This window comes from Kitasatospora sp. NBC_01287 (assembly GCF_026340565.1).
In the GTDB taxonomy this organism is placed as follows: domain Bacteria; phylum Actinomycetota; class Actinomycetes; order Streptomycetales; family Streptomycetaceae; genus Kitasatospora.
Genome location: NZ_JAPEPB010000001.1, coordinates 8,034,532 through 8,057,127, shown reverse-complemented (window position 1 = coordinate 8,057,127; position 22,596 = coordinate 8,034,532). Strand labels below are relative to the sequence as shown.

Here is a 22,596-nt window from a genome sequence, read left to right as displayed (position 1 = left end):
GCCCCGCCGTGCATGAGCAGATGGTGCTGTGGTCGATGACGATGCTCATGAGCCGCCGGCTGGCCCGGCGGCGAGCGTGAACCGTCCCGGGGTGGGCTCGTCGGCCCAGCCCCGATCGGCCAGCCGCTTCATGGACAGTTCGGCCGTCGCCGCGTTCAACTGTGCGTCCGGGCCGCCTGACCGGGAGGGGATCTGGGCCGGTACCGGCTCGACGGGCAGGTGCTCGTTGAAGACGAAGCCCAGTTGGATGATTCCGCCGGGCAGGCCGGGCGAGGTCCAGGGCAGGACGAGTCGGCGGCCGGGGACTCGCTCGTAGGTCCAGATGTCCTCGCTGACCGCTCCGGCCGCCTCGAACCGAACGACAGTGCCACCGTGCTGGCTCACGGTCCGCGTCGCGTCGGCGATTCCCCGGAGCATCGACTCGGTGCGCGGTTCGTCGATGCCCCAGTCCGCGGGGACCACGACGAAGTCCAGGTCGCCCGGCTCGCGGGCCGCGTGCGTCTCGAACGCTCCCCTGAATACGGCGGTCGCGGGAGCCTGTCCCGGCGCGGTCGTCAATGCTCCCATGAGCCGATCATCTCAACTGCCCGGGCCGGCCCGAAACCGAGTTCTATCGCCTGTCGGCGGCCATCGCTTCTGCTGATCACTGCAGCACGCCCTGAGCAGCCGCCACAGCGTCAGATCAAAGATCCGGTCTCATGCCCCGCCTCCGAACGCTCCCTGCCGTCTGATGAACTGCTGGTCACGTGCAGCGACCTGGCCGTGTGGCCCGGTCGCGCGCAGGACGACATCACGCACCGCGTCCGGGTCAGCGGCGTAGCCGTGGGCGAACCATGGCATGTTCGCGGCACCGGAGCTGTGCAGGATGTCCATCGCGGTGTCGGCCGTGACGTCCTCGCTGATCTGCAGTTCCGGGGTTTTCATGAGGTCGCCGACCGTGGTGGTGGTCATGGGGCGTTCGAGGGTGGTGGTCATGGGCGGATTCCTTCGCGTCGCTCCCGCCTGCGGGGGCGGCGATCAGGGCACTGGTGGTGGGAGGGGTCGGTGGTGCTGGTGGCGGGTGCCTCGTCCGGTCGTCGTGGGAACCGGGTGTCGGCCGCCGGTGCATGGTGCGGGCCCGGACCGTGTCGCGGTCCGGGCCCGCACGGCGTCCTATGCGGCGAGGGCGACGCGCGCGGGGGCTGCGTTGCGGGAGCCGGTGGTGCTCTGCGGGGTGCGGCCGGCGTGGGTGGGGCGACCGCGGCGGTTGCGGCTCGCGGAGGTGCTGCGGCGGGGGCGTTCGACGACGGGGTCGGCGATCACGGTGGGGATGCCGGTGGGCACGCGGGCGCCGGTGATGCGGGCCAGGTCCTCGTCGCCGGCGCTGACCCTGGTGGTGACGGGGGTGATGGCGGCCGTGGCCATCATGCGGGCCATCTCGCGGCGCTGGTTGGGCAGGACGAGGGTGACCACGGTGCCGGACTCGCCGGCCCGGGCGGTCCGGCCGCCGCGGTGCAGGTAGTCCTTGTGGTCGTTCGGCGGGTCCAGGTTGACGACCAGGTCGAGCCCGTCGATGTGGATGCCCCGGGCGGCGACGTTGGTGGCGATCAACGCGGTCACCTGGCCGGTGCGGAACTGCTCCAGCGTGCGGGTGCGCTGCGGCTGGGACTTGCCCCCGTGCAGCGCCGCCGCCTTCACCCCGCTTGCGAGCAGGTCCTCCACCAGGCGGTCCGCGCCGTGCTTGGTGTCGATGAACATGATCACCCCGCCCTCGCGGGAGGCGATGTGGGCGATCGTGGCGCTCTTGTCGAAGTTCTGGACGTGCAGGACGTGGTGCGCCATGGTGCTGACCGTCGCGGCCGAGGGGTCCACCGAATGGGTGACCGGGTCCTTGAGGAAGCGGCGCACCAGCCGGTCGACGTTGCGGTCCAGGGTGGCGGAGAACAGCATCGTCTGGCAGCCTTCGGCGACCTGGTCGAGCAGTTCGGTGACCTGCGGCAGGAAGCCCATGTCCGCCATCTGGTCGGCCTCGTCGAGCACCGCGATGCCGACCCCGTCGAGCTGGCAGTCCCCGCGCTGGATCAGGTCCTTGAGCCTGCCGGGGGTGGCCACCACGACCTCGGCTCCGCGGTTCAGCGCCTGGGCCTGGCGCCCGATCGACATCCCGCCCACCACCGTGGCCAGGCGAAGCCGCACCGCGTGGGCGAAGGGGGTGAGTGCGTCGGTGACCTGCTGGGCGAGTTCACGGGTGGGGACGAGCACGAGCGCCAGCGGCCGGCGCGGCTCGGCCTTCTGGCCGGCGGTGCGGGCCAGCACGGCGAGCCCGAACGCGATGGTCTTGCCGGAGCCGGTGCGGCCTCGTCCGAGGACGTCACGTCCGGCCAGCGAGTTCGGCAGTGTCGCGGCCTGGATCGGGAACGGCGAGGTGACGCCCTGCCGGGTCAGCACCGGCAGTAGTGCCTTGGGCATGTCCAGTTCGTCGAACGACTCGACGGCCGGCAGGGCCGGGGTGGTGCTCACCGGCATCGCGAACTCGCCCTGCGGGGAAGAGCCCTGACGGGCAGTGCGACCGGATGCGTTCCGGCCGCCGGCAGGCCGGTCGCCGTAGAAGGAACTTCCGCCGGAGCGGGACCCGTAGCCGGCGCCACCGGAGCGGGATCCGTAGGAGGAGCTGCCGGAGCGGGAGTTGGCGTTCTGGTACGAGGAGCGACTGGAACGATTCATGCGGGAAACCTTCCTCGGGGCGGCGCGTCACGAGGAAGGCTCCGCGGCGCGGGGCGCCGGCGGAGCCCGCAAGGGAACGGGCCAGAAGTGTCACGGGCGGAGCGTGGACGGTAGAACCGTGCGGCACGTCACCTGCGGTCGGCGCTCACCGCGAAGGGGCGGGAGCGAGGACCTCGAACCGTGCGATGTCACGGCAGGGCGCCGATCCGGACGCGGCGCTGGGCGTCTCGCGTGGGGATGGCCGCCGGTGGCGGAGCCAGGGGCCTGAACGGCCGGGGATGTGCGCGATGCAATGCCGAGGGACCCGCACCGGGCATGTACGCGGTGCGGGCCCCTCGCTGCTAGGCGGGTGCCATGGCAGTAGAACTACAGCGGGCGAATGTTCTCGGCCTGCGGGCCCTTCTGACCCTGCGTGACGTCGAACTCGACCTTCTGGCCCTCGAGCAGCTCACGGAAGCCGTTGGCGTTGATGTTCGAGTAGTGGGCGAACACGTCAGGACCGCCACCCTCCTGCTCGATGAAGCCGAAGCCCTTTTCCGCGTTGAACCACTTCACAGTGCCATTAGCCATAAAAAATTCTCCTTCAAGGGGCAGTCCGAGGCGCGCACTGTGCGCACTTCGAGTCGCCGCGATGAGCACCCACCCGGGGAAGAGCCGGGAAACAAAAATGCGCCTGCGAAACATCAGCAGGCGCACACAAAGTTCATGGGAACCACTACTGCAACTAAGAAGACTCTAGCAGGCCCAGGCCTGCCGCGGTGGATTGTTTCACCCCCGGTTTCGCAGGACCTCCCGGCGCAACCGCCGCCCCCGAGCCGCAAGGAACCTCAACACCCCATGCGATCAGGATGGTTGACCGCCTGTGGCTCTGCCCGGGGTAGCGGTTCCACCGGCAGCTCGACGCGACAATGCCCCACCGCGCGCCGCATGGACTCCCGCCACGCCGACCCCGGTCCCGGGCCGGCGGCCGCGTCAGGCCATCGGCACCATCGGCACCATCGGAGACAGCTAGAGACAGCTAGAGACAGCGAACGACATCATTCGGATTCCAACCCATCCGAATTTCCAGTCCCACGAAAAGAGCCCGCTCCCGAGATTTTCGGCGCATACTGCACGGGATGACGAAATCAGTAGCAGTCCGCCGCCCCCTGCCCACCAGCCCCTTCAAGGCCAGGGTTGAGGCGCCCCTGAAGCGGTTCGCCGTGGGCGACCGAGTCACCCACGACCGCTACGGCCTCGGCCGGGCCATCGGCGTCGAAGGTGACAGCGACATCGCCGTACTCGTCGACTTCGGATCGCGACGCGAACGCATCACCCAGCCGTACACCGCGATGTTCAAACTCTGACCCCGAGCGCCCTGCGCTTCGAGGCCGATCGTGCTCCGCCGCTCGCGGGTGGACCCTGTGCCGAGGCGATGGCGCACCGTCGCCTCGGCACACCATCCAGAGGGCACGCACCCCGGCCATTTGATCCCGATGCCATGTCGATCGGCCCCGCCGGCCTGGGCGTCGGCGCGGTACCGGCGTTAGCCGGAACGGCACATGACGATCAGTCACTGTCGTCTGAACGCCGGCCATGCGGGCGGTAGAATCGTCGCGTGGATGACAAACATTTGTTTGAGTCCGTCTGTGAGGTGCTCTCACTCCGAGGGTTCGAGCTGGCGCCGCCACAGGCGGCCAGCCTCTCCGTCCGACAGCGTCCGGAGGGTGGCCTGGTGCTGGGATGGCGGCCGGGCGAGGATCTGATCGGGACGACGCTCCGCGCCTCACCGCATCCCGCCGACGACGCTGGGCGCACCGAGTTCCGCGGCATCCGCAACGCACTCACCCTGGCCCTGTCGGAGGTCCTGGACTCCGCGGGCTTCACCGTCACCACACTTGGAACTGAGGTGCTCGTCACCGCGGGCCAGAGCGATCCCGGCACCATGCCGGTCTTCGCGGGCACGCCCTCCTGCGGCACGCGTCGCGCTGGAAGCATCGGGGCGGGCTCCCGGACACCGATGGCCGTGTCCTCATCTGGGCGTCATGTCGAACCCTGACGGGCTGCTCGTCGACATCGCCGCGATGGTCGAGTCCGAGCACAGCAACCAGATGTCCTTGACAGTGGTGGTCCCAGGCGCGGTGATCACCGGCAGGCTCGCGCCGGTGTCCCTGTGGTGGGAGCGAGTGGCGGAGGTCCTCCAGGCCTCGGAGCACCTCAAGCCGTTCGCCGCCCTCTTCGCCCCACCCGCCGAGACCCCGCCCGCGCGACCCACCCACCTGCACCTCCACCGGGCGAGGATCCTGCAGGGCGACTTCGGGCTGCCCCACACCGGCGGCATGTACCGCGTCGCCATCGAGGACATCAGCAGCTGGACCATCGGGGACCTCAGCTACTCCGACACCTGAGACGGTGAGCAGGAGGGCGAGTGTCCGCTTCGAGAGTGGAGTCGGGTGAGGCGGGCTGGTCTTGAGTCCGTTCGTCAGGCTATGAGCGTGGCAGGGCGAGAAGCCGGCCGTTGCGGCCTGGACGCCCCCGTGCGGCAGTCCCAAGCGGGGAACGGTCCGGCGCCCGCCGGGGAGAGTTCTGTGCCCGCTGCTCGCGTGGCGTGGACGGCCATGTTGGTTGGCGTCCGCACCGGAGCGGAGGCACGCTGGGAGGTGCACCAGCCGCCACCCGGGGCCGGTAGGCGCTGCTCCGCGAGCGATCCCGTCCGCGGGGCTCGGCAGCGCAGAGGAGTCACGGTGATCGAGGTAGGCGACATCCGCGAGTGGCGCACCACCGACGACGCCGATGCGGGTGGCCACAAGATCGGCACGCTGGAGGCGGTCTACGTCGACACCAGCACCGACGAGCCGGCGATGGCGACCGTCCGGATCGGGCTGCCCACCCGCCACCGCCTCGTGTTCGTCCCGCTGGCCGGTGCGTCGGTGGGCCCGGGCTGCGTCAAGGTCGCCTACGACAAGGCCCCGGTCAAGGACAGCCCCGCGATCGGCACCGACGATGTCAGGCCCGCCGCCGACGAGGAAGCCGTCTTCCGGCACCACGGCCTCGCCTACCAGAGCGGCACCGCCGGCGAACGCCTGCCCGCGCGCCGCTGACCACCCGCCCGTTCAAGGAGGCACATCATGGCGCTCTTCCTCCTCGTGGTGATCGTCGCGATCCTGCTCGGCCTCATCGGCGTCGTGGTCCACGGCCTGCTCTACCTGCTGGTCATCGGCATAGTGCTCCTGATCGCCGACCTCGTGTTCGTCGGCGTGCGCGCCTCACGGCGCAAGGGCGTCCAACGATGACAGCCCGCGGCCTGGTTGACCGGCGCTGGACGGAGGCGGACCGCCCGGCCGCACACCGAAGCGCACCCCCGGCTCCAGGTCGAGCCGGGGGTGCGCTGAGCCTGATGGGCGGCTCTCGCCGTGGAACCTGCCGCTGTTGGCTTCGTCAGGTGGCGGCGGTCAGGTCGGCGCGGCCGTAGAGGAGTGCGTAGCCGTGGGGGAGTTGAGTCAGGACGCGGCCGGTCAAGGGCTCGCCGAGCAGGTTGGTGAGGGCGGCGAGGACGGCGCCGGTGTGCCAGCGGGCTGCGTCGGCGGTGGTGTCCAGGGTGGTGGCGATGGTGTCGACGAAGGTGTGGGCGTCCAGGGGCTGGGTGAGGGGGATCTGTGAGGCGAAGGTGGTGCGGGCGGGTTCGGGCACGGTGGCGGCCAGGTCGCGGCGTTCCTCGCCGATGAGCTGGCCGCCGAGTGTGGCCAGGACGGCGTGCACGACACGTTCGGCCTCCTGGTCGGTGTCGTAGCGGCCGAGGTCGCGGACCTGCTTCAGGAGGTGGTGCCAGGTCATGGGCGGAAACCTTCCGGTCTGTCGGGCCGCGCGGTGGCGGGGCGGTGTGGGTGGTCAGGGGCGGTGGCCGGGGGCGGGTCGGCCGAAGAGGAGGTCGTAGCCGGGGGGTAGTTGGAGCAGCACGTGCTCGGTGAGGTCGTCGCCGGCGGCGTCGGCGGTGGTGGAGAGGACGGCGCCGATGTCCCACAGGGCGGTGGCTTCGGTGGCGCCTTCTATCCAAGCGGCGGTGGCGCGGACGAAGCGTTCGGCACTGAGCGGTTCGGCGGCCTGCAGGGGATTGAGCAGGATCAGGGCGAGGGTTTCGGGCAGCCGGGCGGCCAGGTGGGCGCGCACCTCGCCGACCAGGTGGGCGCCGAGCAGGGCCAGGATGACGCGGGACGCCCGTTCGGCTTCCTGGGGGGTGTCGTATTCGCCGCGTTCCTGGACCTGGGCCAGGAACGCTTCCCATCGAAGAGTCACCGCGGGTCTCCCTTCGTTGCGGGGTGGACGCGACCGCGGGCGGTCAGGGCTCCGCGGTCGCGTCCCGGTTCGGGCCGGTGAGTCGGTGGCCGGACCACCGGGTGTCCGGCTTCCGTGGTATCAGCTGGCCACTCCTCTGGCCGGACCGGTTGCAGGCCCGCGAGCGCCCGGAGTGGCCGGTGGCGATCGGTGGTCGAGGGGGCCGTCCCGCACGGCCCGGGGGGAAGGGTGGTGCGGTGCGATGGTCCGGGGGCGGTCAGGCTCGGATCTGCTTGCGGTCGCCACTGTGGCTGATGGCGACCTTGCGGGGCTTGGCCTTCTCCGCGACCGGGATGCGCAGGGTCAGCACGCCGGCGTCGTGGTCCGCGGTGATCCCGTCGGCATCGAGGGTGTCGGAGAGCATGACCTGGCGGGAGAACACGCCCAGCGGGCGCTCGGACAGCTCCCACTTCACGCCCTCGCCCTCGTGACGGGGACGGCGCTCGGCCTTGACGGTCAGCATGTTCCGCTCGACGTCGATGTCGATCGCCTCCGGGGCCACCCCGGGCAGGTCGAAGCGGATCACGTACTCGTCGTCGGTGCGGTAGGCGTCCAGCGGCATCGGGGTCGGACGCGACCAGGTGCCGTTGGCGCCGAGGAACTGCTGGGTGAGCCGGTCCAGCTCACGGAAGGGATCGGTGCGCATCAACATCAGGGAACACCTCCAGTGGTCCAGGCGGCAGGGCCAATGCGCTTCACCTGAATCCGTTCTAACATGTCATCCATCTGATGACATCTCCCCAAGTCGCCAGGAGAGTGACAATGATGCGTGCCAAGCCCAAGCCGGCCCCGCCCGACGGCGCCCGGGCCTCGACGGCGCCGAGGCCGACGACGGCAACCGCCGCCATGGAGAGTACGACCACGCGCTGTCGCCGCGATCCTGGGCGAGGACGCCGATCCCGTAGAGGTCAGCCTCCGGGACGAGATCGTCGGGCCGAGCCGGCGACTGCTCGATGAGGATCGCGCGGCGGCAGAACGGGGCGAACTGCCCGGCGGGTTCCAGGGGGTGCCGGGAGTTCGTGGCACGGACCACGGCCAGGTCGATGGTGAGGGGCCGCACCGCCAACCTGGTGACCGTACGCGCCGTCACCCGGGCGGCACCGGCCGGGAGGCGGCGGACCGCCGCCTGCTCGGAACGAGTGCGGCGACCACTCGGCTACCGGTCGGACCGGTGGCCGACCGCCCGGCCGCGAACCTCGATGGCCTTGACGACGGCGGACATATCGGAGTCCGCATAGCCGAGTTGACCGGTCTCGGCGAAGAGTGCCCGGCAGACGTCGAGCAGCGGGGCCGCGATACCGGCCGCGGCGGCGGTGTCGGTGATCAGCCGGGCGACCTTCTGGGAGTCGGTGATCGACGCCTGGACCGAGAAGTCCTCACTGACCAGCTTGGGCGCCTTCAGTCGCATCGTCGCGCTCGCCAGCGGCCCCGCGCCGAGTACCGCCACCAGTTGGTCGAGATCGAGCCCTTGGCGGCGTGCGAACTGGAATGCCTCGGCCAGCCCGGTCACCTGGGTGATCAGGAAGGTGTTGACCGCCAGTTTCATCAGCAGACCGCTGGGCACCGGCCCGCAGAACGTGAGCTCACGGCAGAGCGGTTCGAGCAACGGGCGCACCGCCGCCACGTCGTCCGGCTCTCCGGCCATCAACCCGACCAACTCGCCGGCGGCGGCCTGGGTGCTCGATCCGGAGACCGGCGACTCCACGTAGCGGCCGCCCGCGGCGCGGATCTCCACTGCCAGTTCCTGGGAGTAAGCCGGCTCGAACGTACCCATGTTGACGATCGTGCGGGCGGCGACGCGCTCGGCGAAGGCCGGCGTGCCGCGGCCGAGGACGGCGTCCACGCCCGGGTCGTCGAGCAGCATCAGGATGACGACCTCGCAGCGGGCGAACACGCTCGCCGCGTCGGGGGCCACTTCGGCGCCGGCGGCTGCGAGCTTGTGGGTCTTGGCGATGGTGCGGTTCCAGATCAGCGGCGGAGTACCGGCCTTCACCAGGTTGAGCGCCATCGGCTCGCCCATGACGCCCAGCCCGATAAAACCCACGGAGAGTAAGCTCATGAGCAGAGCTTGGCATACTGTCGGATCACTCGACCAGGCACAGGGGGGCCGCCGGAACCCGTCGACGCGCACTGCCGAGGTGGCGGGGTGACAGGTGGGACCTGCCGACGTAGGCCTGGTTTCCCGCGGAGGTTCCGGCGGACACGCGGTCCGTTTCGGAACGGCGAATGGTCGGTCCCCCGGGGAACTCGCGCGCTGCTGCCGCCCGCACCGCCGCGGACGGACGGGTGATCGCGCGGTGGCTCGACGGGCACTCGTGCGCTGTTACCGGGTCGTCCTCCTGGCATTCAACCGCCGTATCCCCCTCCTTGTGGCGTGCCGGATTTGCTGAGCCGATCAGCCGCACGGCAGTTCGAGGAAGGCAGACGTATGAGCAGGTGGACCCGGCCCGGAAGCGCGGTCGCGGCGATCGCGCTGCTTCCCGCCCTGCTCGCCGCCTCCGGTTGTGGGGGCTCGGCGGGCGCCACCGGGACCGACTACGCGGTGATGACCTGGGCGCCCTCGGGGACCGGGGCCTTCGACCGCTCCGGGGTGACCGCGCTGGCGGAGGTGATCGGGCGCGACGTGGACGCCAAGGGCGGGCTCGGCGGGCACCGACTGCGGGTGATCACCTGCAACGAGCACAACACCCTGGCCGGGGGCACCGCCTGCGTGCGGCAGGCGGTGGACAACAAGGTGATCGCCGTCATCGGCTCCTACAGTCTGAACAGCGACGACCTGCTGCCCGGCCTGGAGGCGGCCCGGATCCCCTACATCGGCGGGTACGGCCTGTCCGACGCCGAGTTCAGCAGCCCGCTCTCCTACCCCGTGGCCGGCGGCACCCCGACTCTGGTGGCCGGCAACGGCCGCCAGCTGGTCGCGGCCGGGTGCCGGACGATCGCGCTGGTCCGCCCGGACACCTCGGCCGGCGACACGCTCACCGGCTACCTCGGCGCCGCGCTGCGGCCCGAGGGAGTCAAGCTGGTGGACGTGCGGGTCAGCGAGCAGTCCCCCGACTACGGCAGCGCCGCCCGCAGGGCACTGGGCGACGACCAGCCGGGCACCTGCGCCAGCGATGCCCTCGCCCCCGAGCAGAGCGCGAAACTACTTGACGCGTACCGGCAGTTGACCCCCCGACACACGCTCCTGGGCGCGCTGATCGGCAGCGTGCCGCAGTCCGTCGTCGACTCCGAGAGCGGCGCGGGCGACCCGCTGGACAACGCGTACGTGGCCGGCTGGTACCCGCCCACCTCTTCGCACGTCTGGGACGCGCTGCGCGCCATGGTCGGCGGCGACCACCGGATCGACCCCTCGGACCTCGCGGTCCAGACCACCTGGGCCGCCTACCAGGTCTTCCTGCAGGCCGCCCAGCACCTGCAGGACGCCGGCACGCCGCTCAGTGCCGAGTCCCTGCGCCAACAGCTGGACAGCGGGGACGCACTCGACACCGGCGGCGTGACGCCCCCGCTCAGCTGGGGCGAGATGCTGCCCAGCGCCGAGACGCCGCGCCTGGTGAACACCTGGGTCACGTATCAGAAAATGACGGGAAATCAGCTGACGCAGCAGCAGAGCGGCTTCCTGGACATGCGCTGGGTCCTGACCGGGGGCAACCCGTCGCAGTGACCGCCGGCCACTCCGGTCCTCCCGCACGGGCGGAGTCGGGTGGTGCGCGGGCACGTTCGGGGAGCTTGGCCGGATGAAGCGGGCGCATGCCGCCTTCGGCCCGGCTGCGGCCCGACCCCTGATCGCCGTCCTGGCCGAACCCCTGGGTGGCGGGCACCAACGACCGGGATCACCGAGGTGTGGGCGGGCCGGGGCGACGACCGAGCGTCAGCGTCCGTCGGAGCTGATCACCGGCCACCCCGACAGCGCTTCCTCGCCCGGCCCCACCTCCAGCAGCCGACCCGCCCGTATGACGCCGACACGGTCGGCAACCTGCCGCACCACAGCGGGGTCGTGGGAGACGTGACCTTCGGTTCCTCCTCGGGGACACGCAGATCCAGGCTGCGGTGAGCCCGTCCGGCGTTACGCGCGGTGCGGCCCGGGGGCCGGGGGCCGGGGGCGGAGTTTGGGAGGAGCGCCGGTCCCGGGCGAGAATGAGGCCCATGAACCAGAACAGCCCCGACGCACCCACCTCGGCCATCGAGCGACGCGACCAGCTCCTTCAGGCGATGCGGCTGGACGGTGGTGCCTGGGACTGGGTGCGCGCCCGCGCGAGCTATGTGGTCGAGCCCGACCCGCGCACGGTGCGGCGGGACCTGGAGCAGCTGCGCAAGTCGGGCGCGATCTACCGCGACCGGGAGACGGGCAAGTACCAGGCCGGTTAGTGCTCCAGGCGGTCTCCGTGCCCGAACCGACCTCCACGCTCCGGCGCCGGTGACACGCCGATCGGGCGCGGGCATCGCGACCGCCGAGCGGGGTGCGCGGGCCTGGGATCATGGTCCTATGACTATCACCGGAGAACAGGACGGCGGGGCGCAGCGGCGTCGTCGTGAACTGCAGGAGCGCCACCGCAGGCAGTTGGCGGCGTTGGAGGCCTACGACCAGGCCCTGGTGCGGGCGGCGCGGGCGCAGGCCGATCTGAGCCGCACGGTGGCGGAGGCGGTGGACGCGATCGGTGGGCTGGATGTGACGGCCGGACTGCTGGACCTGACGGTCAAGGAGGTCCGTACCCACCTCGCGGCCCACGAAGCGGCCCCTGCCACCCAGGACGCGGTCCCCGCGCCGCCGGCCGCACCCGAGGCGAAGACCCCCGCGGTGCCGGGCCCGGCCAACGGCACCGGAGCCGACCAGGAGCCGGTCCCGGCCTGACCCGCCCTCGCGGTCACGGCCACCGGCTCGATGACGGTGGCCGCCGGCGCCTCCTGGAGCACTGCGCAAGGTCGCGCCGGCGTGAGCGGCTCCAGGCCGACGGTGCCGCACACCGCGCTCTCCGAGGCGGCCACCCGGCCCGGGCCTCGGCGTCAGACGAGCGAGACGACCATCTTCCCGAGCGCCTGGCCGGCCTCCATGACCCGGTGTGCTTCGACGACCTCGTCGAAGCCGAAGATCCGGGTGGGTCCGGCCCTCAGCGCGCCGGCCTCGACCTGGGCGTAGATCGCGTCCAGCGGCACGTCGGTGAGTGGGAAGGCGGCGGTGCCCAGGACGAAAGCGCTGCCGAAGAAGCTCAGTTGGACGCCGCTGGGCAGGTCGGCGATCGGGTCGAAGTCCGCGACCGGGGCGAATCCGCCGAGGAAGCCGACCTGGCAGACGCGCCCGCGCGGGCGGACCGCGGCCAGTGAGTCGCGCAGCACGCTGTTGCCGACGACATCGAGCAGCGCGTCGACCTCCAGCCCCCGGCGCCGGACCTCCGCGGCCAGCCGGCCGTCGTCGATCAGCACGTCGCCGGCGCCGATCTCCTTGAGCAGGACCGCGTGTGCCGGGTCGCGGGTCGTGGCGATCACGTTCGCCCCGTGCCGGCGGGCGAGGTTGACGGCGGCCTGCCCGAGCGAGGAGGTCGCGCCCCGCACCACGATCGTCTCACCGGCCCGCAGCGCGAGGTTGCCGTGCAGCGCGCTCCAGGCCGTGGCGTACACCTCGGGCACCGCGGCCAGGTCGGTCCAGGGCAGCGGTGAGCGGACGGCCACGACGTTGCCGGCCGGCACGGTCACCAGTTCCGCGTAACTGCCGTTCCGGGTCCGGCCCATGCCGCCGAGGATCGCCACGACCTTGGTCCCGGGCGGGAGGTGGCCCGAGGGGTCGGCCTCGACCAGGCCTGCGCACTCGATCCCCGGCACCGCCGCCACCTCCCCCCAGGCTCCGCCGCGCATGTAGACCTCGGCGTGATTGAGGCCGAACGCCTTGACCCGGATGAGGACTTCGCCCTCCACGGGCACCGGGTCGGGCAGTTCGGTGGTGGTGAGCACCTCGGGGCCGCCGTAAGCGGAGATGATGATGGCCTTCATGTCGGCTTCCGTTCTTGTTCTTGAGTAATCATTCAAGTATTGGGCCGATGAAAGGGCCACCGCGCAAGGTGGCCCTTCTGCCGTACTGCCTGCCCTACCGCTTGCCGCGCCCGTCCGCCGCGCCCGTCAGGCGAGCGCGACGAAAGCGTTGTCGACGATCGCCCGCAGCAGCGCCTCGTCGGGGTTCGCCTTCCCCACGACCATCAACCCCTGACACGTCGCGACCAGCAGCTTCGCACTGCCGGCCGCGTCGAGCGAGGAACGCACCTCGCCACGGCGGACGGCGTTCTCCAGCGCGTGGGTCATGCAGCGCTCCAGCCGGGCGAGGTGCCCGCGCACGACCGCCGCCGCCTCGTCGTCCTCCGCGGCGCTCTCGATCGCGGTGTTGACCAGCAGGCAGCCCTGCCGCCCCTCAGGGCTGAGCAGATCCCGCACCAATCCGTCGAAGTAGGCCCGGATCTCGGCCACCGAGGCACGGGCCGAATCGAGTTCACCCAGCTTCTGCGGCACGACCAGCTTCGAGTAGCGCTCCAGGGACTTCACGAACAGCGTGCGCTTGCCACCCGGAAAGGCACCGTAGATGCTTCCGGGCTTCACCCCGGTCGCCTTCACCAGATCCTCGATGGACGTGGCCCGGTACCCACGCTCCCAGAACCGCAGCATCGCCTGGTTCAGGACGGCGTCAGGCTCGAACTCGCGCGGTCTCGGCATGGGGGAAACATACCTGAATGATCATTCAAGAACAAGGCCACCCAGAAACGGGACCACGCCACCCGGCCGCCACCGCCCTCCTCGAACAGCAGAACCCCCGACCGCTCCGACCCCGCCGGCACCAGCGGGGTCACACCCGGCCCGGGCCGCCCGGCGAGACGCCCCGCAACCTCTTCGACTTCAAGGACGGAACCGCCAACCAGGCAGCGGGCAACGACCACTGGAGCCCGGGGCCGCCGGGGACGGCGAGGACGACAACTCCCCCGCGGATAACCTTTGTGTCACCATCACCGGCGGCGCCCCGCAGCTCGGCCGGACACTCGGCGGGCGCACGCCCCCGCCGTCCAGCGGGGTCCGGACCGGTCAATTCGGGCAAATCGTCCCTGACGGCGCGTCACTGTCGCAAAGCGGTCACGCTTCGAACACGGACCGTCCGGCCGACTCGGAAGCCGCTCGTCCACGGATGGCCGAGCATGGAGACGCTGAACCGGACGCGGCACGGGCGGGTCGCCGGGCCCGCCCCGCCGCGGGGGTCGCCGGATCGGCGCGGTCCCGGCCGGAGACACCGCCGCCTGTGGGGAGGGGGCACCGGCGGCAGCGGTCTCCGGCCGGTGCACCACGGACGGACCACGGGCACCACGTGGGAGGCCCCCGAGGGCTCCTGGGCGTTCAGGTGGTTCAGGTGGTTCAGGTGTTTCAGGTGTTTCAGGTGTTCAGGAGCCCTCGGGGGCTGTTGAGGGAGCGTTCGCCACCGCTACTGCTCGGGCGTGGCCGGGTCGGCGTTGTCGACGACCACGTTGCCCGCGTGGCCGCCGTCGCGATCGTCCGCCCCGGACGGCTCCTGAAGACCTGTTCCACGGCATCTCCCCTGATGTTCCCCGCCTCGACGCGGCCGATCAGAGCGACAGCTGCGATTGACTGATCATCAGGGGAACGGGTGCGCCATCACGCGGCGGCAGCGCACGTGGTGCGGGTCCACGGACTCGGATGCCCGGACCGGTCCGACGCCGCCGCTCGCTACTCCTCGCTGCCGGGCTGGCCGTTCAGCTGTGCCGCAGGCACAGGGTGCCCCAGTGGAAGCCCGCGCCGATGGCGGACATGACGTAGGTGTCGCCCGGCTTGAGCCGTCCGTGGGTGACGGCGTCGTGGAGCGCGGTGAACATTCCGGCCGCTCCGGTGTTGCCGAGCTTGTCGAGGGTGATGGGGGCGCGTTCGGCGGGGACGTCGAGGGCTTTCAGGGTTTCGCCCAGGATGTTGATGTTGGCCTGGTGCAGGAAGTAGTGGTCGATGCCGGAGGGGTCCAGGCCGGCGCGTCGGGCCGCGAGGGTGATGCTCTGGGGCAGCCGGGTGGTGGCGGTCTCCCAGACGGCGCGCCCGTCCATGGTCAGGTAGTGGCCGCCGGCGGCGAGGGTGTCGGCGCTGGTCGGCAGCCGCGAGCCGCCCGCCGGGATCTGCACCTGGTAGGAGAGTCGCGAGCCCAGGTCGTAGGAGAGCAGGCCGGCGCCGTGGGTGTCGTTCCTGGTCAGGACGGCCGCGGCCGCGGCGTCGCCGAAGAAGACACCGGTCGTGCGGTCGCCCGGACGGGTGACGCGGGAGGCGCAGTCGGCGGCGAGGACCAGGACGTTGCCGATGGAGGGGTTCTGGAGCAGGTGGGCGGCCAGCAGCAGGGCCTGCACGCCGGAGGCGCAGGCGGCCTGGGTCACGTCCAGGGCCATGGCGCGGGTGGCTCCGAGCGCGTCCTTGACGATCAGGGAGGTGGAGGGCAGGGGGTGGTCGTAGGTGTAGGTGGCGACGATGACGGCGTCCAGGTCGGCGGCGCGCAGCCCGGCGGCGCGCAAGGCCGGCCGGGCGGCGGCCAGGCACATGTCGGAGGTGGCCAGGTCCGGGGCCAGCCGGCGTCGTTCGCGGATGCCGGTGCGGGCGACGATCCACTCGTCGGTGGTGTCCAGGGTGCGGGTGAGGTCGTGGTTGGTCACGACGGTCGGCGGCAGGTGCACGCCGGTGCCGGTCACCGCGAACGGGACGGACAGGCCGGCGCCGGTGTGCGTGTCGGCGGCCAGCTCGGGGGCGATGGTCATGCGACGGTGCTCCGATCGGCTCGGGTGAGGAGTTCCAGGTCGGCGTAGAAGCGCCCGGACGGACGGGGCTGGCCGAGCAGGATGCGGCGGGCGGCCTCGGCGGTCAGGGCCCCGCCCAGCGCGACGCCGGAGGCCAGTTGCGGCCAACTGCTCAGCGTCTTGCCGATCTGCGGGATGGAGGCGGCGAGTTCGGGGCTGATGCGCTCGCGGTCGACCATGGTGAGGATGAGGTCGACGATCTCATCGAAGGTCAGGTCGAGCAGGTCCTCGGAGGTCGTCCCGCCCAGGATGCCGTGCAGCAGCGGCCGTTCGGGTTCGAGGTCGAAGCGCTCCACGTCCAGCAGCCCGCGGTCGTTGGCGTCCATGACGACGGGGATGCCGAGCCCGCGGGCGTGCTCGCGGGCGGCGATCTTGACGTAGGGGGTGTCGCACTCCTCGACGAGCAGGTCGATCGGGCCGTGGCCACCGCTGAAGAACTCGGGCATGTTCGCGTCGGTCAGACCGGCCGGGTAGATCTCGATGTCCAGCCAGGGATCGATCTCCAGCATCTGGCGGGCGGCGATGACGCACTTGTTCAGGCCCAGGTGGTGAACGCCGGCGCGCAGCCGGTTCAGGTTCGACAGGCTCAGGTCGTCGAAGTCGGCGAGCTTGAACGCACCACCGATTCCCTCCATCGCGAAGGTGAGCGCGGCACTGCTGCCCACCGACAGTCCGATCACGCCCACCCGGCGGCCCATCAGCTCCCGCTGCTGCGGACGCTCGATCCGACCCCGGTTGCGGTCGGTGCGCACCAGCCGGAACTCCTCGCGCGGCAGCAGGTGCACCAGCCGACCCGACCACGGGTACCACGCCCAGACCCCGTAGGACGCCGGCGCGACTCCCGCCAACTGCTCCGCGACAGCCGCCTCCAGCCGCGCCCCGGCCAACTGCCGTCCGGGGTCACGGCTCTTGACCAGCTCGCGCAGCTGCTCCTCGATCGTGTCGCAGACCTCGCGGACCTGGCCCGAGGCCAGCAGCGCGTCCAACTCCCCGCGGTCCTCGGCACGCTGGGGCTCGAACAGGACGGGCCGCCAGACCTCGGCGTCCGCGCGGCGACCGGCACCGGGGGCGGGGATCGTGACGGCGGGCGCTCCGGCCCCGCGGTGGGCGCGGGGCAGGTCGCCCAGGGCCTGCTCCGGTGTCACCGTGATCGAGGAGAAGACCGGTTCCAACCGCTCGACCAGGTCGGTGTACTCCCCCGCGCCGCGGGCGGCCCGGTAGAGCATGAGGACCACGTCCTCGGTGTACCGCTCCACGTACCGGCGCGTGCCGGGCACGGGGCGGAAGCCGAACCGTTCGTGGAACAGGTCCTGCCCGTCCGCCGTGCCGGAGGTCCCGATCATGGCCTTGGCGCCCAGGCAGCGGGCCGCGGCGATGGCCATCGCGTTCAGGTGCACACCCAGGCCCAGCTTGCGGGCCCGGTGCTCGACGACGAGTCGACTGTGCTCAAACGTTTCTGCGGTTCCCAGTCCTTCCTCGGTCAGCAAATCCTCGAAGGGCCCCTCCCCCAGGAAGGCGCGGGACTGGAACAGCCGCGCCGTCTGCGGGGTCGACAGCCGCACGTACCCGACGGGCGGGCCGTCGACCTCGCGTCGGCCCACGAAGTGCCAGGCCCCGAAGTCCAGTTCCTGATCATCGACGTAGTCCTCACCGTCGCGGAAGTCGGGCCGCCGGCCCCCGTCGAACAGGATCCGGGCGCGTAACCCGCGGATCCGGGCCACCAGTTCCGCGGCCTCCGGCGCCCCGGCCGCTAACTGGAACGCGGACACCCGCCACGGCACGCCGGGACCCACACCATCAATACCCACAGTGGACAACTCCTTGCTCAGGCGCGCACGTCACACGACGTGGCGGCATGACGCCGCCGCGCGCTCCTTGATCACAACGAGCGCGCGGGCGAAGCGTTTCTCCGGACCGATCCAGCCAGGCGACTGCCGGGGAGCGGGATGCGAAGGCGATGACGCGAAGGAGGCGGCCGTCGCAGCACGCGAGCCCGCCCACTGACGACGATAGTCATATGGCATGTCCACGGCGAATATTTCTGGATCTTCGCCGGCCCATCGGCGAGGACGGTTAGAATCCCGCCCGCCACGCGATCTCACCCCGGGCCACGCACGGGAACGGCGCACCGTCGGGGCCGTGAGGCGGGTCGGCCCTCCTCGGTCGGGTCGGCCCTGCGTGGCGCACCTGCTGTGGATGACGCCTGCGCGAGACTGGCGTTCATGCGAGTGGCAGTGATGACGGCGGGCTCACGCGGCGACGTGGCTCCCTACACCGGGCTCGGCCATGCTCTGGTGCGGGCCGGACACCAGGTCACACTCGTCACCCACGCCCGCTTCGCGCCGCTCGCGGCCGCGACGGGCATGGACTTCCACGCGCTGCCGGTCGACCCGCTCGCGGAACTGCGATCCGCGCGCGGACAGGCCCTGCACCGCAGCTCCACCGGCGCCGGGAAGCTCGTCCGCGTCATCGCCCTGGCCCGGTCGGCGGTCGGCCGAACGGCCGACGAGCTGCTGCGGGCCGCCCGCGCCAGCGACGTCCTGCTGCTGTCCAGCTCGCTCGGCCCGCTCGGCCACACCATCGCCGAAGGTCTCGGACTGCCGAGCATCGGCGTGTACCTCCAACCGCTCGCCACCACCAGCGAGTTCGCTCCTCCTGTCACCGGCACGCGCTCCTGGGGGCCGGTGGGCAACCGGCTGGCAGGACAGGCGGTGAACGCCGCTGTGGACCGGATCTTCGCGGACAGCGCCCGTGCCCTGCAGGGACGCCTCGGCCTGCCCCGCCACCGGCCGCGCGCCGCCCGCCGAGCCCGCGAGCGCCAGGACTGGCCGATCTTCCACGGCTTCAGTCCCCTCGTCGTGCAGCGCCCCCGCGACTGGCGCCCCGGCCTTCAGGTCACCGGATACTGGTGGCCCCACGACCCGCCACAGGCGCAGCTGCCGCCCCGGTTGCGCGCCTTCCTGGCCGCCGGCCCGCCACCGGTCTTCGTCGGTCTGGGCAGCGCCACCGTCCCCGACCCCGAGCAGCTGAGCCGAACCGTCGTGCGTGCCCTGCGTGCGGCCGGGCTGCGGGGGGTGATCCAGCGCGGCTGGAGCGGACTGTGCTGCGAGGACGACGACATGCTCACCATCGACGAGGTGCCGCACCAACTGCTGTTCCCCCACCTGGCCGCGGCGGTCCACCACGCGGGGGCGGGCACCACGGCAGCCGCGCTGCGCGCGGGCATTCCGGCCGTCCCCCTGCCCGTGCAGTTCGACGCCGCGTTCTGGGCCGCCCGCCTCACCGCCCTGGGCGTCGCCCCCACGGCGATCCCGCTGCGCCGGCTCACCGCCCAGGCCCTCACCGCGGCTCTGGTCCAGGCGACGGCCGACCCGTCCTGCAGCCGCCGCGCCCAGGCCCTGGCCGCCCGGATCCGCCAGGAGGACGGCGCGGGCCCGGTCCTCGCCGCCGTGGACCGGCTGGGCACCACCCCGGCACGCCGTGCGGGATCGGACTGACGCGTCACCGGGCATCGCGGTGGCGGGCGCTGGTCGCGGAGCGGTGCCGCTGATCTCCCTGGGGGCTGCCGGCTCAGGCGCTCCTGTGCGGAGCCGGGTTGAGGCCGGCCAGGATGGCGTCCGAGACGGTCTGCGGATGCGGATGCGCATTCGGGTTCGGGCTCGGACTCGGGTGCGGACTCGGACTCGGACTCGGGTGCGGACTCGGCGGTGGGGTCGGGTCGGTCGAGTGCGTCGACAGGTCCGGCCCGAGGTCCAGCGGCGGCAGCACGGGAGGTCCGCCGGAGGTCGGCGGGGCGTGCTCGGTCGGCAGCGGCGGGAGCGGCGGCAGTGGCCGACCGGGGACCGGCTGTCGGACGGGGGTGTCGTTCGGGACATGGGGCTGGGAGGGCGGAGCCGGGACGCTGCCGGGCGGCGGTCTGAAGTCGCCCACGGGGGCGGGAAAGTGCCCCATCTCCTGGGACAGGTCCGAGAGATCCGTATCCTGCGGCGGCAGTGGTGGCAGCTCGTGGGGCAGTTCCCCGACCGGCCCGAGTTCGATCTCCGACGGGCCGCCCCCGGTCGTGCCGCCGGCCGGTGGGCGCGGGCCCTCCAGCCTGCCGTTCAGCCAGCCTTCGATGTGGTCCGCAGGGGAGATGGAGAACTTGTTCCCGGGGTTCATCGCCCCGTGCCGCGAACCCCACGCCCCGGCGAACGCGCCGTTGGCGGCGCCGGAGACGTAGTCGCCCGACAGCCCGAACGCCGCGTCCTGCGCCGCGCCTTCGGCCATCCCGGTCAGGGCCCCGTAGCCGGTGTTCCAGACCAGATCGGCCGTGCCCTTGGCGAACGCGCCGGCCTCCTTGCCGGTCAGCGAGGTGAAGCCCTTCCCGAGGCCCTTGCCCAGGCCCTTGGAGAGGCCCTTGCCGAGCCATCCGGCACCGACGCCGACCGCGCCACCGATCGCGCCGTTGATGGCGGCGGTGCCCAACTCGCCGCCGTCGATCGACTTGCGGTGGCCCTGGCCCAGCTCGATCACCTGGGCCAGCAGGTCGAAGCCGACCTGGGCCAGCACCGACTCGGCGACCCGGGTCACCGCGCTGATCAGCGCCTTTCGCAGGAAGGCCCACAGCAGGGCCCTGGTGAAGGCGATCTCCACGGGCGCCGCCTCCGCCCCGCCGAAGAGGAACATCGCGGTGTCGATGGCCAGTTGGATGGCGAGTACCACCAGCGCGCCGATGATCTCGATGCGCAGGGTCTCGATCTCGTTCGCCAGGTTGTCCAGCGCGTCGGCGGCGGCGTCGCAGCACTGGGCGATGAGCGGAAGCGCGGCGGAGTCGGTGGTGGCGAGGGCGGCCAGATACGCGTCGACGGCGTCCTTGGTGCTGCCGCTGAGGCCCTGGTCGAGCTGGGACTTGGCGTCCGTCAGATCCTGGACGCAGTCGCGGATCGACTTCGCCGCGGCGGTCCAGGCAGCCGCCTCGGCGCGCAGCGCGGTCTCGTTCCCGGTGGGCCACTTGTTGCCCACCAGGATCATCAGCAGGTTCTGCAACCCGTCCGGCAGTGAGGCGTTGGGGGCGTCGACCGCCATCACGCGCCTCCGGTGCCGGGAGACCGGAACGACCGGGCGAGGTCCATGGAGTCGTCATCTCCGTTCTTGAGAGCGCTGTGGGCGGCGCCGAGGGCCTCGGCGAACTTCCGCAGGGTCTCCGGCAGCGCCTGCACCGCCTTCAGCAGATCGTCCCGCGGCTGGGCGAAGACCTGGTCGAAGCCCTGGCCGAGGGCGGGGTCGTCCCCCCAGGGCGCCGCGCCGAACAGGGCGGCGGAGTGCAGAGCCGTCCACGCGGCGGCCATGGTGTCGGCCGCGTTGCTCGCGTCGATCCCGGCCTTGCCGACCAGGGCGAAGTCGACCACCAGGGTGCCGTCGAGTGTGGGCAGCGTCGGCAGCGTCGGGCCGTTGTACGGCGGGTCCCCCGTGGGGGCGTTGCGGTAACCACCGGTGGGCGCGGGGACATCGGGCAGTGGAGGGGTCGGCACCCGTCCAGCTCAGCCGAATCCAGCTCCGGTTCAGCCGCTCTTGACGAGATCCCAATGATCAACGCCGCGTTCCTGACGCCCTGCTGACATCTACCGACGGCTACGGGCATCTACTGGCATCTGCGGGCACCCGCGGGCACCCGCAGACGGCTTCCGTCGGCGTCAGGCCGTGGTCGCGAGCAGGTCGGCCAGTCGGCCCAGGCGGCGCTGCGAACGCTCCTCGTGCACCGTGACGGCGCTCGGCGCGATGTCGCCGCCCTCGTAGTACTCGCCGTTGATGAGGCGGATCTCGGGGAGGCAGAGCCGGACGACCGCCGCCGCCCCCTCTGCCGGCGGTGCGCCGACCCGGCCGTACAGCGGGAGGAGCGCGGTGTCGCACAGGCCCGGGTTGACGCTCACCGAGGTGATCCCGCTGCCCTCGGGGGCCATGTCGCCGGCCGCCATGGAGAGCGCCAGCTGCGACTGCGCGTACGCCGCGACCCGGGAGTACCTCTTGGCCCGGTTGGGGTCGGCCCAGTTCATCGAGGCCGTGCGGTGCAGCGAGGAGGAGACGTTGACGATCCGCGCGCCGCCGGCGGCGGTCAGCGGGGCCCGCAGCAGCTTGGCGAGCCGGTGCGCGGCAAGGAAGTTGACCTGGAAGGAGATCTCCACGCCGTCCTCGGTGAGCGTGCACCGCTCGGGGGCCATCACCGCGGCGTTGTTGACCAGCAGGTCCAACGCGGGGAACGCCCGCGCGACCGCGTCCGCCAGCTCGACCACCTCGGCGAGGCGGGTGAAGTCCGCTGTGAACATCTGGAGTTGGTCACGGCGGACGCCGTGTTCCACCAGGCGTTCGACGGCGCTCCCGCCCTCCTGGGCCGTCCGGGCGTGGACGAGGACGGTGGCGCCGAGCTCGGCGAGCAGTCGGGCGGTCTCCCAGCCGATCCCGGAGGAGGCTCCGGTGACCAGGGCGACGCGAGTGGACAGGACAGCGGACATGGTCCATCCATGGGTGTGCGGGCACAGCCGGGGTGCCGGCCGGCGCGGGGGAGCGCGCCGGCCGGGCGCCGGGGTGCGAGGAGGTGAGAGGACGTCCGGGACGGCCATCGGCCGTGATCCCGAACGGTGTTGGGAGCCGCGGGCGGACTGCTGCTACCGCCCGCCCGCGGTGCGCGACCGACACGCGCCGGCCGCGCAGCGCTGCCGCTGCCGGCACCGGAGCCGTACCGGCACCGGAGCGGCACCGGCGCTGGAGCCGACCCGGCGCTAGCCGGCGGTGCGGG

General features: G+C 71.9%; 24 protein-coding genes. 9 read left to right on the top strand and 15 right to left on the bottom strand.

Annotation, left to right across the window (positions count from 1 at the left end; all coding sequences use genetic code 11):
* Positions 1–45: 45 nt before the first annotated feature.
* The 4 genes from OG455_RS34385 to OG455_RS34370 form a co-directional block, all read right to left on the bottom strand.
* On the bottom strand, positions 46–567 hold the full coding sequence (locus OG455_RS34385; protein ID WP_323185622.1) for a hypothetical protein: 522 nt from the start codon (positions 565–567) through the stop codon (positions 46–48).
* Positions 568–696: 129 nt separating this feature from the next.
* The gene (locus OG455_RS34380; protein ID WP_266300206.1) at positions 697–975 is read right to left on the bottom strand and encodes a hypothetical protein; all 279 of its coding nucleotides are present in this window, start codon (positions 973–975) and stop codon (positions 697–699) included.
* 177 nt (positions 976–1,152) lie between these two features.
* Positions 1,153–2,703, bottom strand: a complete 1,551-nt coding sequence (locus OG455_RS34375; RefSeq protein WP_266300205.1) for a DEAD/DEAH box helicase — start codon at positions 2,701–2,703, stop codon at positions 1,153–1,155.
* 366 nt (positions 2,704–3,069) lie between these two features.
* Positions 3,070–3,273: a cold-shock protein gene (locus OG455_RS34370; protein WP_030918248.1), complete on the bottom strand. Its 204-nt coding sequence runs from the start codon at positions 3,271–3,273 to the stop codon at positions 3,070–3,072.
* A gap of 548 nt (positions 3,274–3,821) precedes the next feature.
* Here OG455_RS34370 and OG455_RS34365 point away from each other — a divergent pair.
* From OG455_RS34365 to OG455_RS34345, 5 genes are all read left to right on the top strand, one after another.
* A complete protein-coding gene (locus OG455_RS34365) occupies positions 3,822–4,049 on the top strand; it encodes a hypothetical protein (RefSeq protein WP_266300204.1) in 228 nt (75 codons plus the stop codon).
* 251 nt (positions 4,050–4,300) lie between these two features.
* Positions 4,301–4,741 carry a hypothetical protein gene (locus OG455_RS34360; protein WP_266300203.1) on the top strand — a complete coding sequence of 147 codons (441 nt, stop codon included), beginning with the start codon at positions 4,301–4,303 and terminating at the stop codon, positions 4,739–4,741.
* Entirely contained in the window at positions 4,728–5,090 is a 363-nt protein-coding gene (locus OG455_RS34355; protein WP_266300202.1) for a hypothetical protein, read from the top strand. Before OG455_RS34360 ends, OG455_RS34355 begins: the two co-directional genes overlap by 14 nt.
* Before the next feature lie 336 nt (positions 5,091–5,426).
* Positions 5,427–5,783, top strand: a complete 357-nt coding sequence (locus OG455_RS34350; RefSeq protein WP_266300201.1) for a PRC-barrel domain containing protein — start codon at positions 5,427–5,429, stop codon at positions 5,781–5,783.
* A 27-nt stretch (positions 5,784–5,810) separates the two neighbouring features.
* On the top strand, positions 5,811–5,975 hold the full coding sequence (locus OG455_RS34345) for a hypothetical protein (RefSeq protein ID WP_266300200.1): 165 nt from the start codon (positions 5,811–5,813) through the stop codon (positions 5,973–5,975).
* 145 nt (positions 5,976–6,120) lie between these two features.
* Here the strand turns inward: OG455_RS34345 and OG455_RS34340 are convergent, their stop codons facing one another.
* The 4 genes from OG455_RS34340 to OG455_RS34325 form a co-directional block, all read right to left on the bottom strand.
* Entirely contained in the window at positions 6,121–6,516 is a 396-nt protein-coding gene (locus tag OG455_RS34340) for a DUF2267 domain-containing protein (RefSeq protein ID WP_266300199.1), read from the bottom strand.
* Between the two features lie 54 nt (positions 6,517–6,570).
* Entirely contained in the window at positions 6,571–6,975 is a 405-nt protein-coding gene (locus OG455_RS34335; RefSeq protein WP_266300198.1) for a DUF2267 domain-containing protein, read from the bottom strand.
* 256 nt (positions 6,976–7,231) lie between these two features.
* Complete coding sequence (locus tag OG455_RS34330; protein ID WP_266300197.1) at positions 7,232–7,666, bottom strand: Hsp20/alpha crystallin family protein; 435 nt, start codon at positions 7,664–7,666, stop codon at positions 7,232–7,234.
* A 504-nt stretch (positions 7,667–8,170) separates the two neighbouring features.
* Positions 8,171–9,073, bottom strand: a complete 903-nt coding sequence (locus tag OG455_RS34325; RefSeq protein WP_266301057.1) for an NAD(P)-dependent oxidoreductase — start codon at positions 9,071–9,073, stop codon at positions 8,171–8,173.
* Positions 9,074–9,442: 369 nt separating this feature from the next.
* On the opposite strand from OG455_RS34325, the gene OG455_RS34320 reads away from it, so the two are divergent.
* From OG455_RS34320 to OG455_RS34310, 3 genes are all read left to right on the top strand, one after another.
* A complete protein-coding gene (locus OG455_RS34320; protein ID WP_266300196.1) occupies positions 9,443–10,675 on the top strand; it encodes an ABC transporter substrate-binding protein in 1,233 nt (410 codons plus the stop codon).
* A gap of 482 nt (positions 10,676–11,157) precedes the next feature.
* The gene (locus tag OG455_RS34315; protein WP_266300195.1) at positions 11,158–11,379 is read left to right on the top strand and encodes a hypothetical protein; all 222 of its coding nucleotides are present in this window, start codon (positions 11,158–11,160) and stop codon (positions 11,377–11,379) included.
* 118 nt (positions 11,380–11,497) lie between these two features.
* Positions 11,498–11,863 (top strand): hypothetical protein, encoded by a 366-nt coding sequence (locus OG455_RS34310; RefSeq protein ID WP_266300194.1) that lies wholly within the window; start codon positions 11,498–11,500, stop codon positions 11,861–11,863.
* A gap of 152 nt (positions 11,864–12,015) precedes the next feature.
* Here the strand turns inward: OG455_RS34310 and OG455_RS34305 are convergent, their stop codons facing one another.
* The 4 genes from OG455_RS34305 to OG455_RS34290 all read right to left on the bottom strand — a co-directional run bounded on the left by OG455_RS34305 (position 12,016) and on the right by OG455_RS34290 (position 17,632).
* A complete protein-coding gene (locus OG455_RS34305) occupies positions 12,016–12,996 on the bottom strand; it encodes a zinc-binding dehydrogenase (protein WP_266300193.1) in 981 nt (326 codons plus the stop codon).
* Between the two features lie 126 nt (positions 12,997–13,122).
* The gene (locus tag OG455_RS34300; RefSeq protein WP_266300192.1) at positions 13,123–13,707 is read right to left on the bottom strand and encodes a TetR/AcrR family transcriptional regulator; all 585 of its coding nucleotides are present in this window, start codon (positions 13,705–13,707) and stop codon (positions 13,123–13,125) included.
* A gap of 1,043 nt (positions 13,708–14,750) precedes the next feature.
* Complete coding sequence (locus OG455_RS34295; RefSeq protein ID WP_266300191.1) at positions 14,751–15,785, bottom strand: 3-oxoacyl-ACP synthase III family protein; 1,035 nt, start codon at positions 15,783–15,785, stop codon at positions 14,751–14,753.
* Positions 15,782–17,632 carry a ThiF family adenylyltransferase gene (locus OG455_RS34290; protein WP_266300190.1) on the bottom strand — a complete coding sequence of 617 codons (1,851 nt, stop codon included), beginning with the start codon at positions 17,630–17,632 and terminating at the stop codon, positions 15,782–15,784. Before OG455_RS34290 ends, OG455_RS34295 begins: the two co-directional genes overlap by 4 nt.
* A gap of 414 nt (positions 17,633–18,046) precedes the next feature.
* On the opposite strand from OG455_RS34290, the gene OG455_RS34285 reads away from it, so the two are divergent.
* On the top strand, positions 18,047–19,321 hold the full coding sequence (locus OG455_RS34285) for a glycosyltransferase (RefSeq protein ID WP_266300189.1): 1,275 nt from the start codon (positions 18,047–18,049) through the stop codon (positions 19,319–19,321).
* Positions 19,322–19,394: 73 nt separating this feature from the next.
* On the opposite strand, the gene OG455_RS34280 is transcribed toward OG455_RS34285, so the two are convergent.
* The 3 genes from OG455_RS34280 to OG455_RS34270 all read right to left on the bottom strand — a co-directional run bounded on the left by OG455_RS34280 (position 19,395) and on the right by OG455_RS34270 (position 22,312).
* A complete protein-coding gene (locus OG455_RS34280; protein WP_266300188.1) occupies positions 19,395–20,888 on the bottom strand; it encodes a hypothetical protein in 1,494 nt (497 codons plus the stop codon).
* Positions 20,888–21,334, bottom strand: a complete 447-nt coding sequence (locus tag OG455_RS34275) for a hypothetical protein (RefSeq protein WP_266300187.1) — start codon at positions 21,332–21,334, stop codon at positions 20,888–20,890. Before OG455_RS34275 ends, OG455_RS34280 begins: the two co-directional genes overlap by 1 nt.
* 162 nt (positions 21,335–21,496) lie before the next feature.
* A complete protein-coding gene (locus tag OG455_RS34270; protein ID WP_266300186.1) occupies positions 21,497–22,312 on the bottom strand; it encodes an SDR family NAD(P)-dependent oxidoreductase in 816 nt (271 codons plus the stop codon).
* Positions 22,313–22,596: the final 284 nt, after the last annotated feature.

What these genes read in the sequence shown, in the direction of transcription:
- OG455_RS34385 (WP_323185622.1), bottom strand. Translation starts at nt 567, where the DNA reads ATGGGAGCATTGACGACCGCGCCGGGACAGGCTCCCGCGACCGCCGTA.
- OG455_RS34380 (WP_266300206.1), bottom strand. Translation starts at nt 975, where the DNA reads ATGACCACCACCCTCGAACGCCCCATGACCACCACCACGGTCGGCGAC.
- OG455_RS34375 (WP_266300205.1), bottom strand. Translation starts at nt 2,703, where the DNA reads ATGAATCGTTCCAGTCGCTCCTCGTACCAGAACGCCAACTCCCGCTCC.
- OG455_RS34370 (WP_030918248.1), bottom strand. Translation starts at nt 3,273, where the DNA reads ATGGCTAATGGCACTGTGAAGTGGTTCAACGCGGAAAAGGGCTTCGGC.
- OG455_RS34365 (WP_266300204.1), top strand. Translation starts at nt 3,822, where the DNA reads ATGACGAAATCAGTAGCAGTCCGCCGCCCCCTGCCCACCAGCCCCTTC.
- OG455_RS34355 (WP_266300202.1), top strand. Translation starts at nt 4,728, where the DNA reads ATGTCGAACCCTGACGGGCTGCTCGTCGACATCGCCGCGATGGTCGAG.
- OG455_RS34345 (WP_266300200.1), top strand. Translation starts at nt 5,811, where the DNA reads ATGGCGCTCTTCCTCCTCGTGGTGATCGTCGCGATCCTGCTCGGCCTC.
- OG455_RS34340 (WP_266300199.1), bottom strand. Translation starts at nt 6,516, where the DNA reads ATGACCTGGCACCACCTCCTGAAGCAGGTCCGCGACCTCGGCCGCTAC.
- OG455_RS34330 (WP_266300197.1), bottom strand. Translation starts at nt 7,666, where the DNA reads ATGTTGATGCGCACCGATCCCTTCCGTGAGCTGGACCGGCTCACCCAG.
- OG455_RS34325 (WP_266301057.1), bottom strand. Translation starts at nt 9,073, where the DNA reads ATGAGCTTACTCTCCGTGGGTTTTATCGGGCTGGGCGTCATGGGCGAG.
- OG455_RS34320 (WP_266300196.1), top strand. Translation starts at nt 9,443, where the DNA reads ATGAGCAGGTGGACCCGGCCCGGAAGCGCGGTCGCGGCGATCGCGCTG.
- OG455_RS34315 (WP_266300195.1), top strand. Translation starts at nt 11,158, where the DNA reads ATGAACCAGAACAGCCCCGACGCACCCACCTCGGCCATCGAGCGACGC.
- OG455_RS34310 (WP_266300194.1), top strand. Translation starts at nt 11,498, where the DNA reads ATGACTATCACCGGAGAACAGGACGGCGGGGCGCAGCGGCGTCGTCGT.
- OG455_RS34305 (WP_266300193.1), bottom strand. Translation starts at nt 12,996, where the DNA reads ATGAAGGCCATCATCATCTCCGCTTACGGCGGCCCCGAGGTGCTCACC.
- OG455_RS34300 (WP_266300192.1), bottom strand. Translation starts at nt 13,707, where the DNA reads ATGCCGAGACCGCGCGAGTTCGAGCCTGACGCCGTCCTGAACCAGGCG.
- OG455_RS34295 (WP_266300191.1), bottom strand. Translation starts at nt 15,785, where the DNA reads ATGACCATCGCCCCCGAGCTGGCCGCCGACACGCACACCGGCGCCGGC.
- OG455_RS34285 (WP_266300189.1), top strand. Translation starts at nt 18,047, where the DNA reads ATGCGAGTGGCAGTGATGACGGCGGGCTCACGCGGCGACGTGGCTCCC.
- OG455_RS34280 (WP_266300188.1), bottom strand. Translation starts at nt 20,888, where the DNA reads ATGGCGGTCGACGCCCCCAACGCCTCACTGCCGGACGGGTTGCAGAAC.
- OG455_RS34270 (WP_266300186.1), bottom strand. Translation starts at nt 22,312, where the DNA reads ATGTCCGCTGTCCTGTCCACTCGCGTCGCCCTGGTCACCGGAGCCTCC.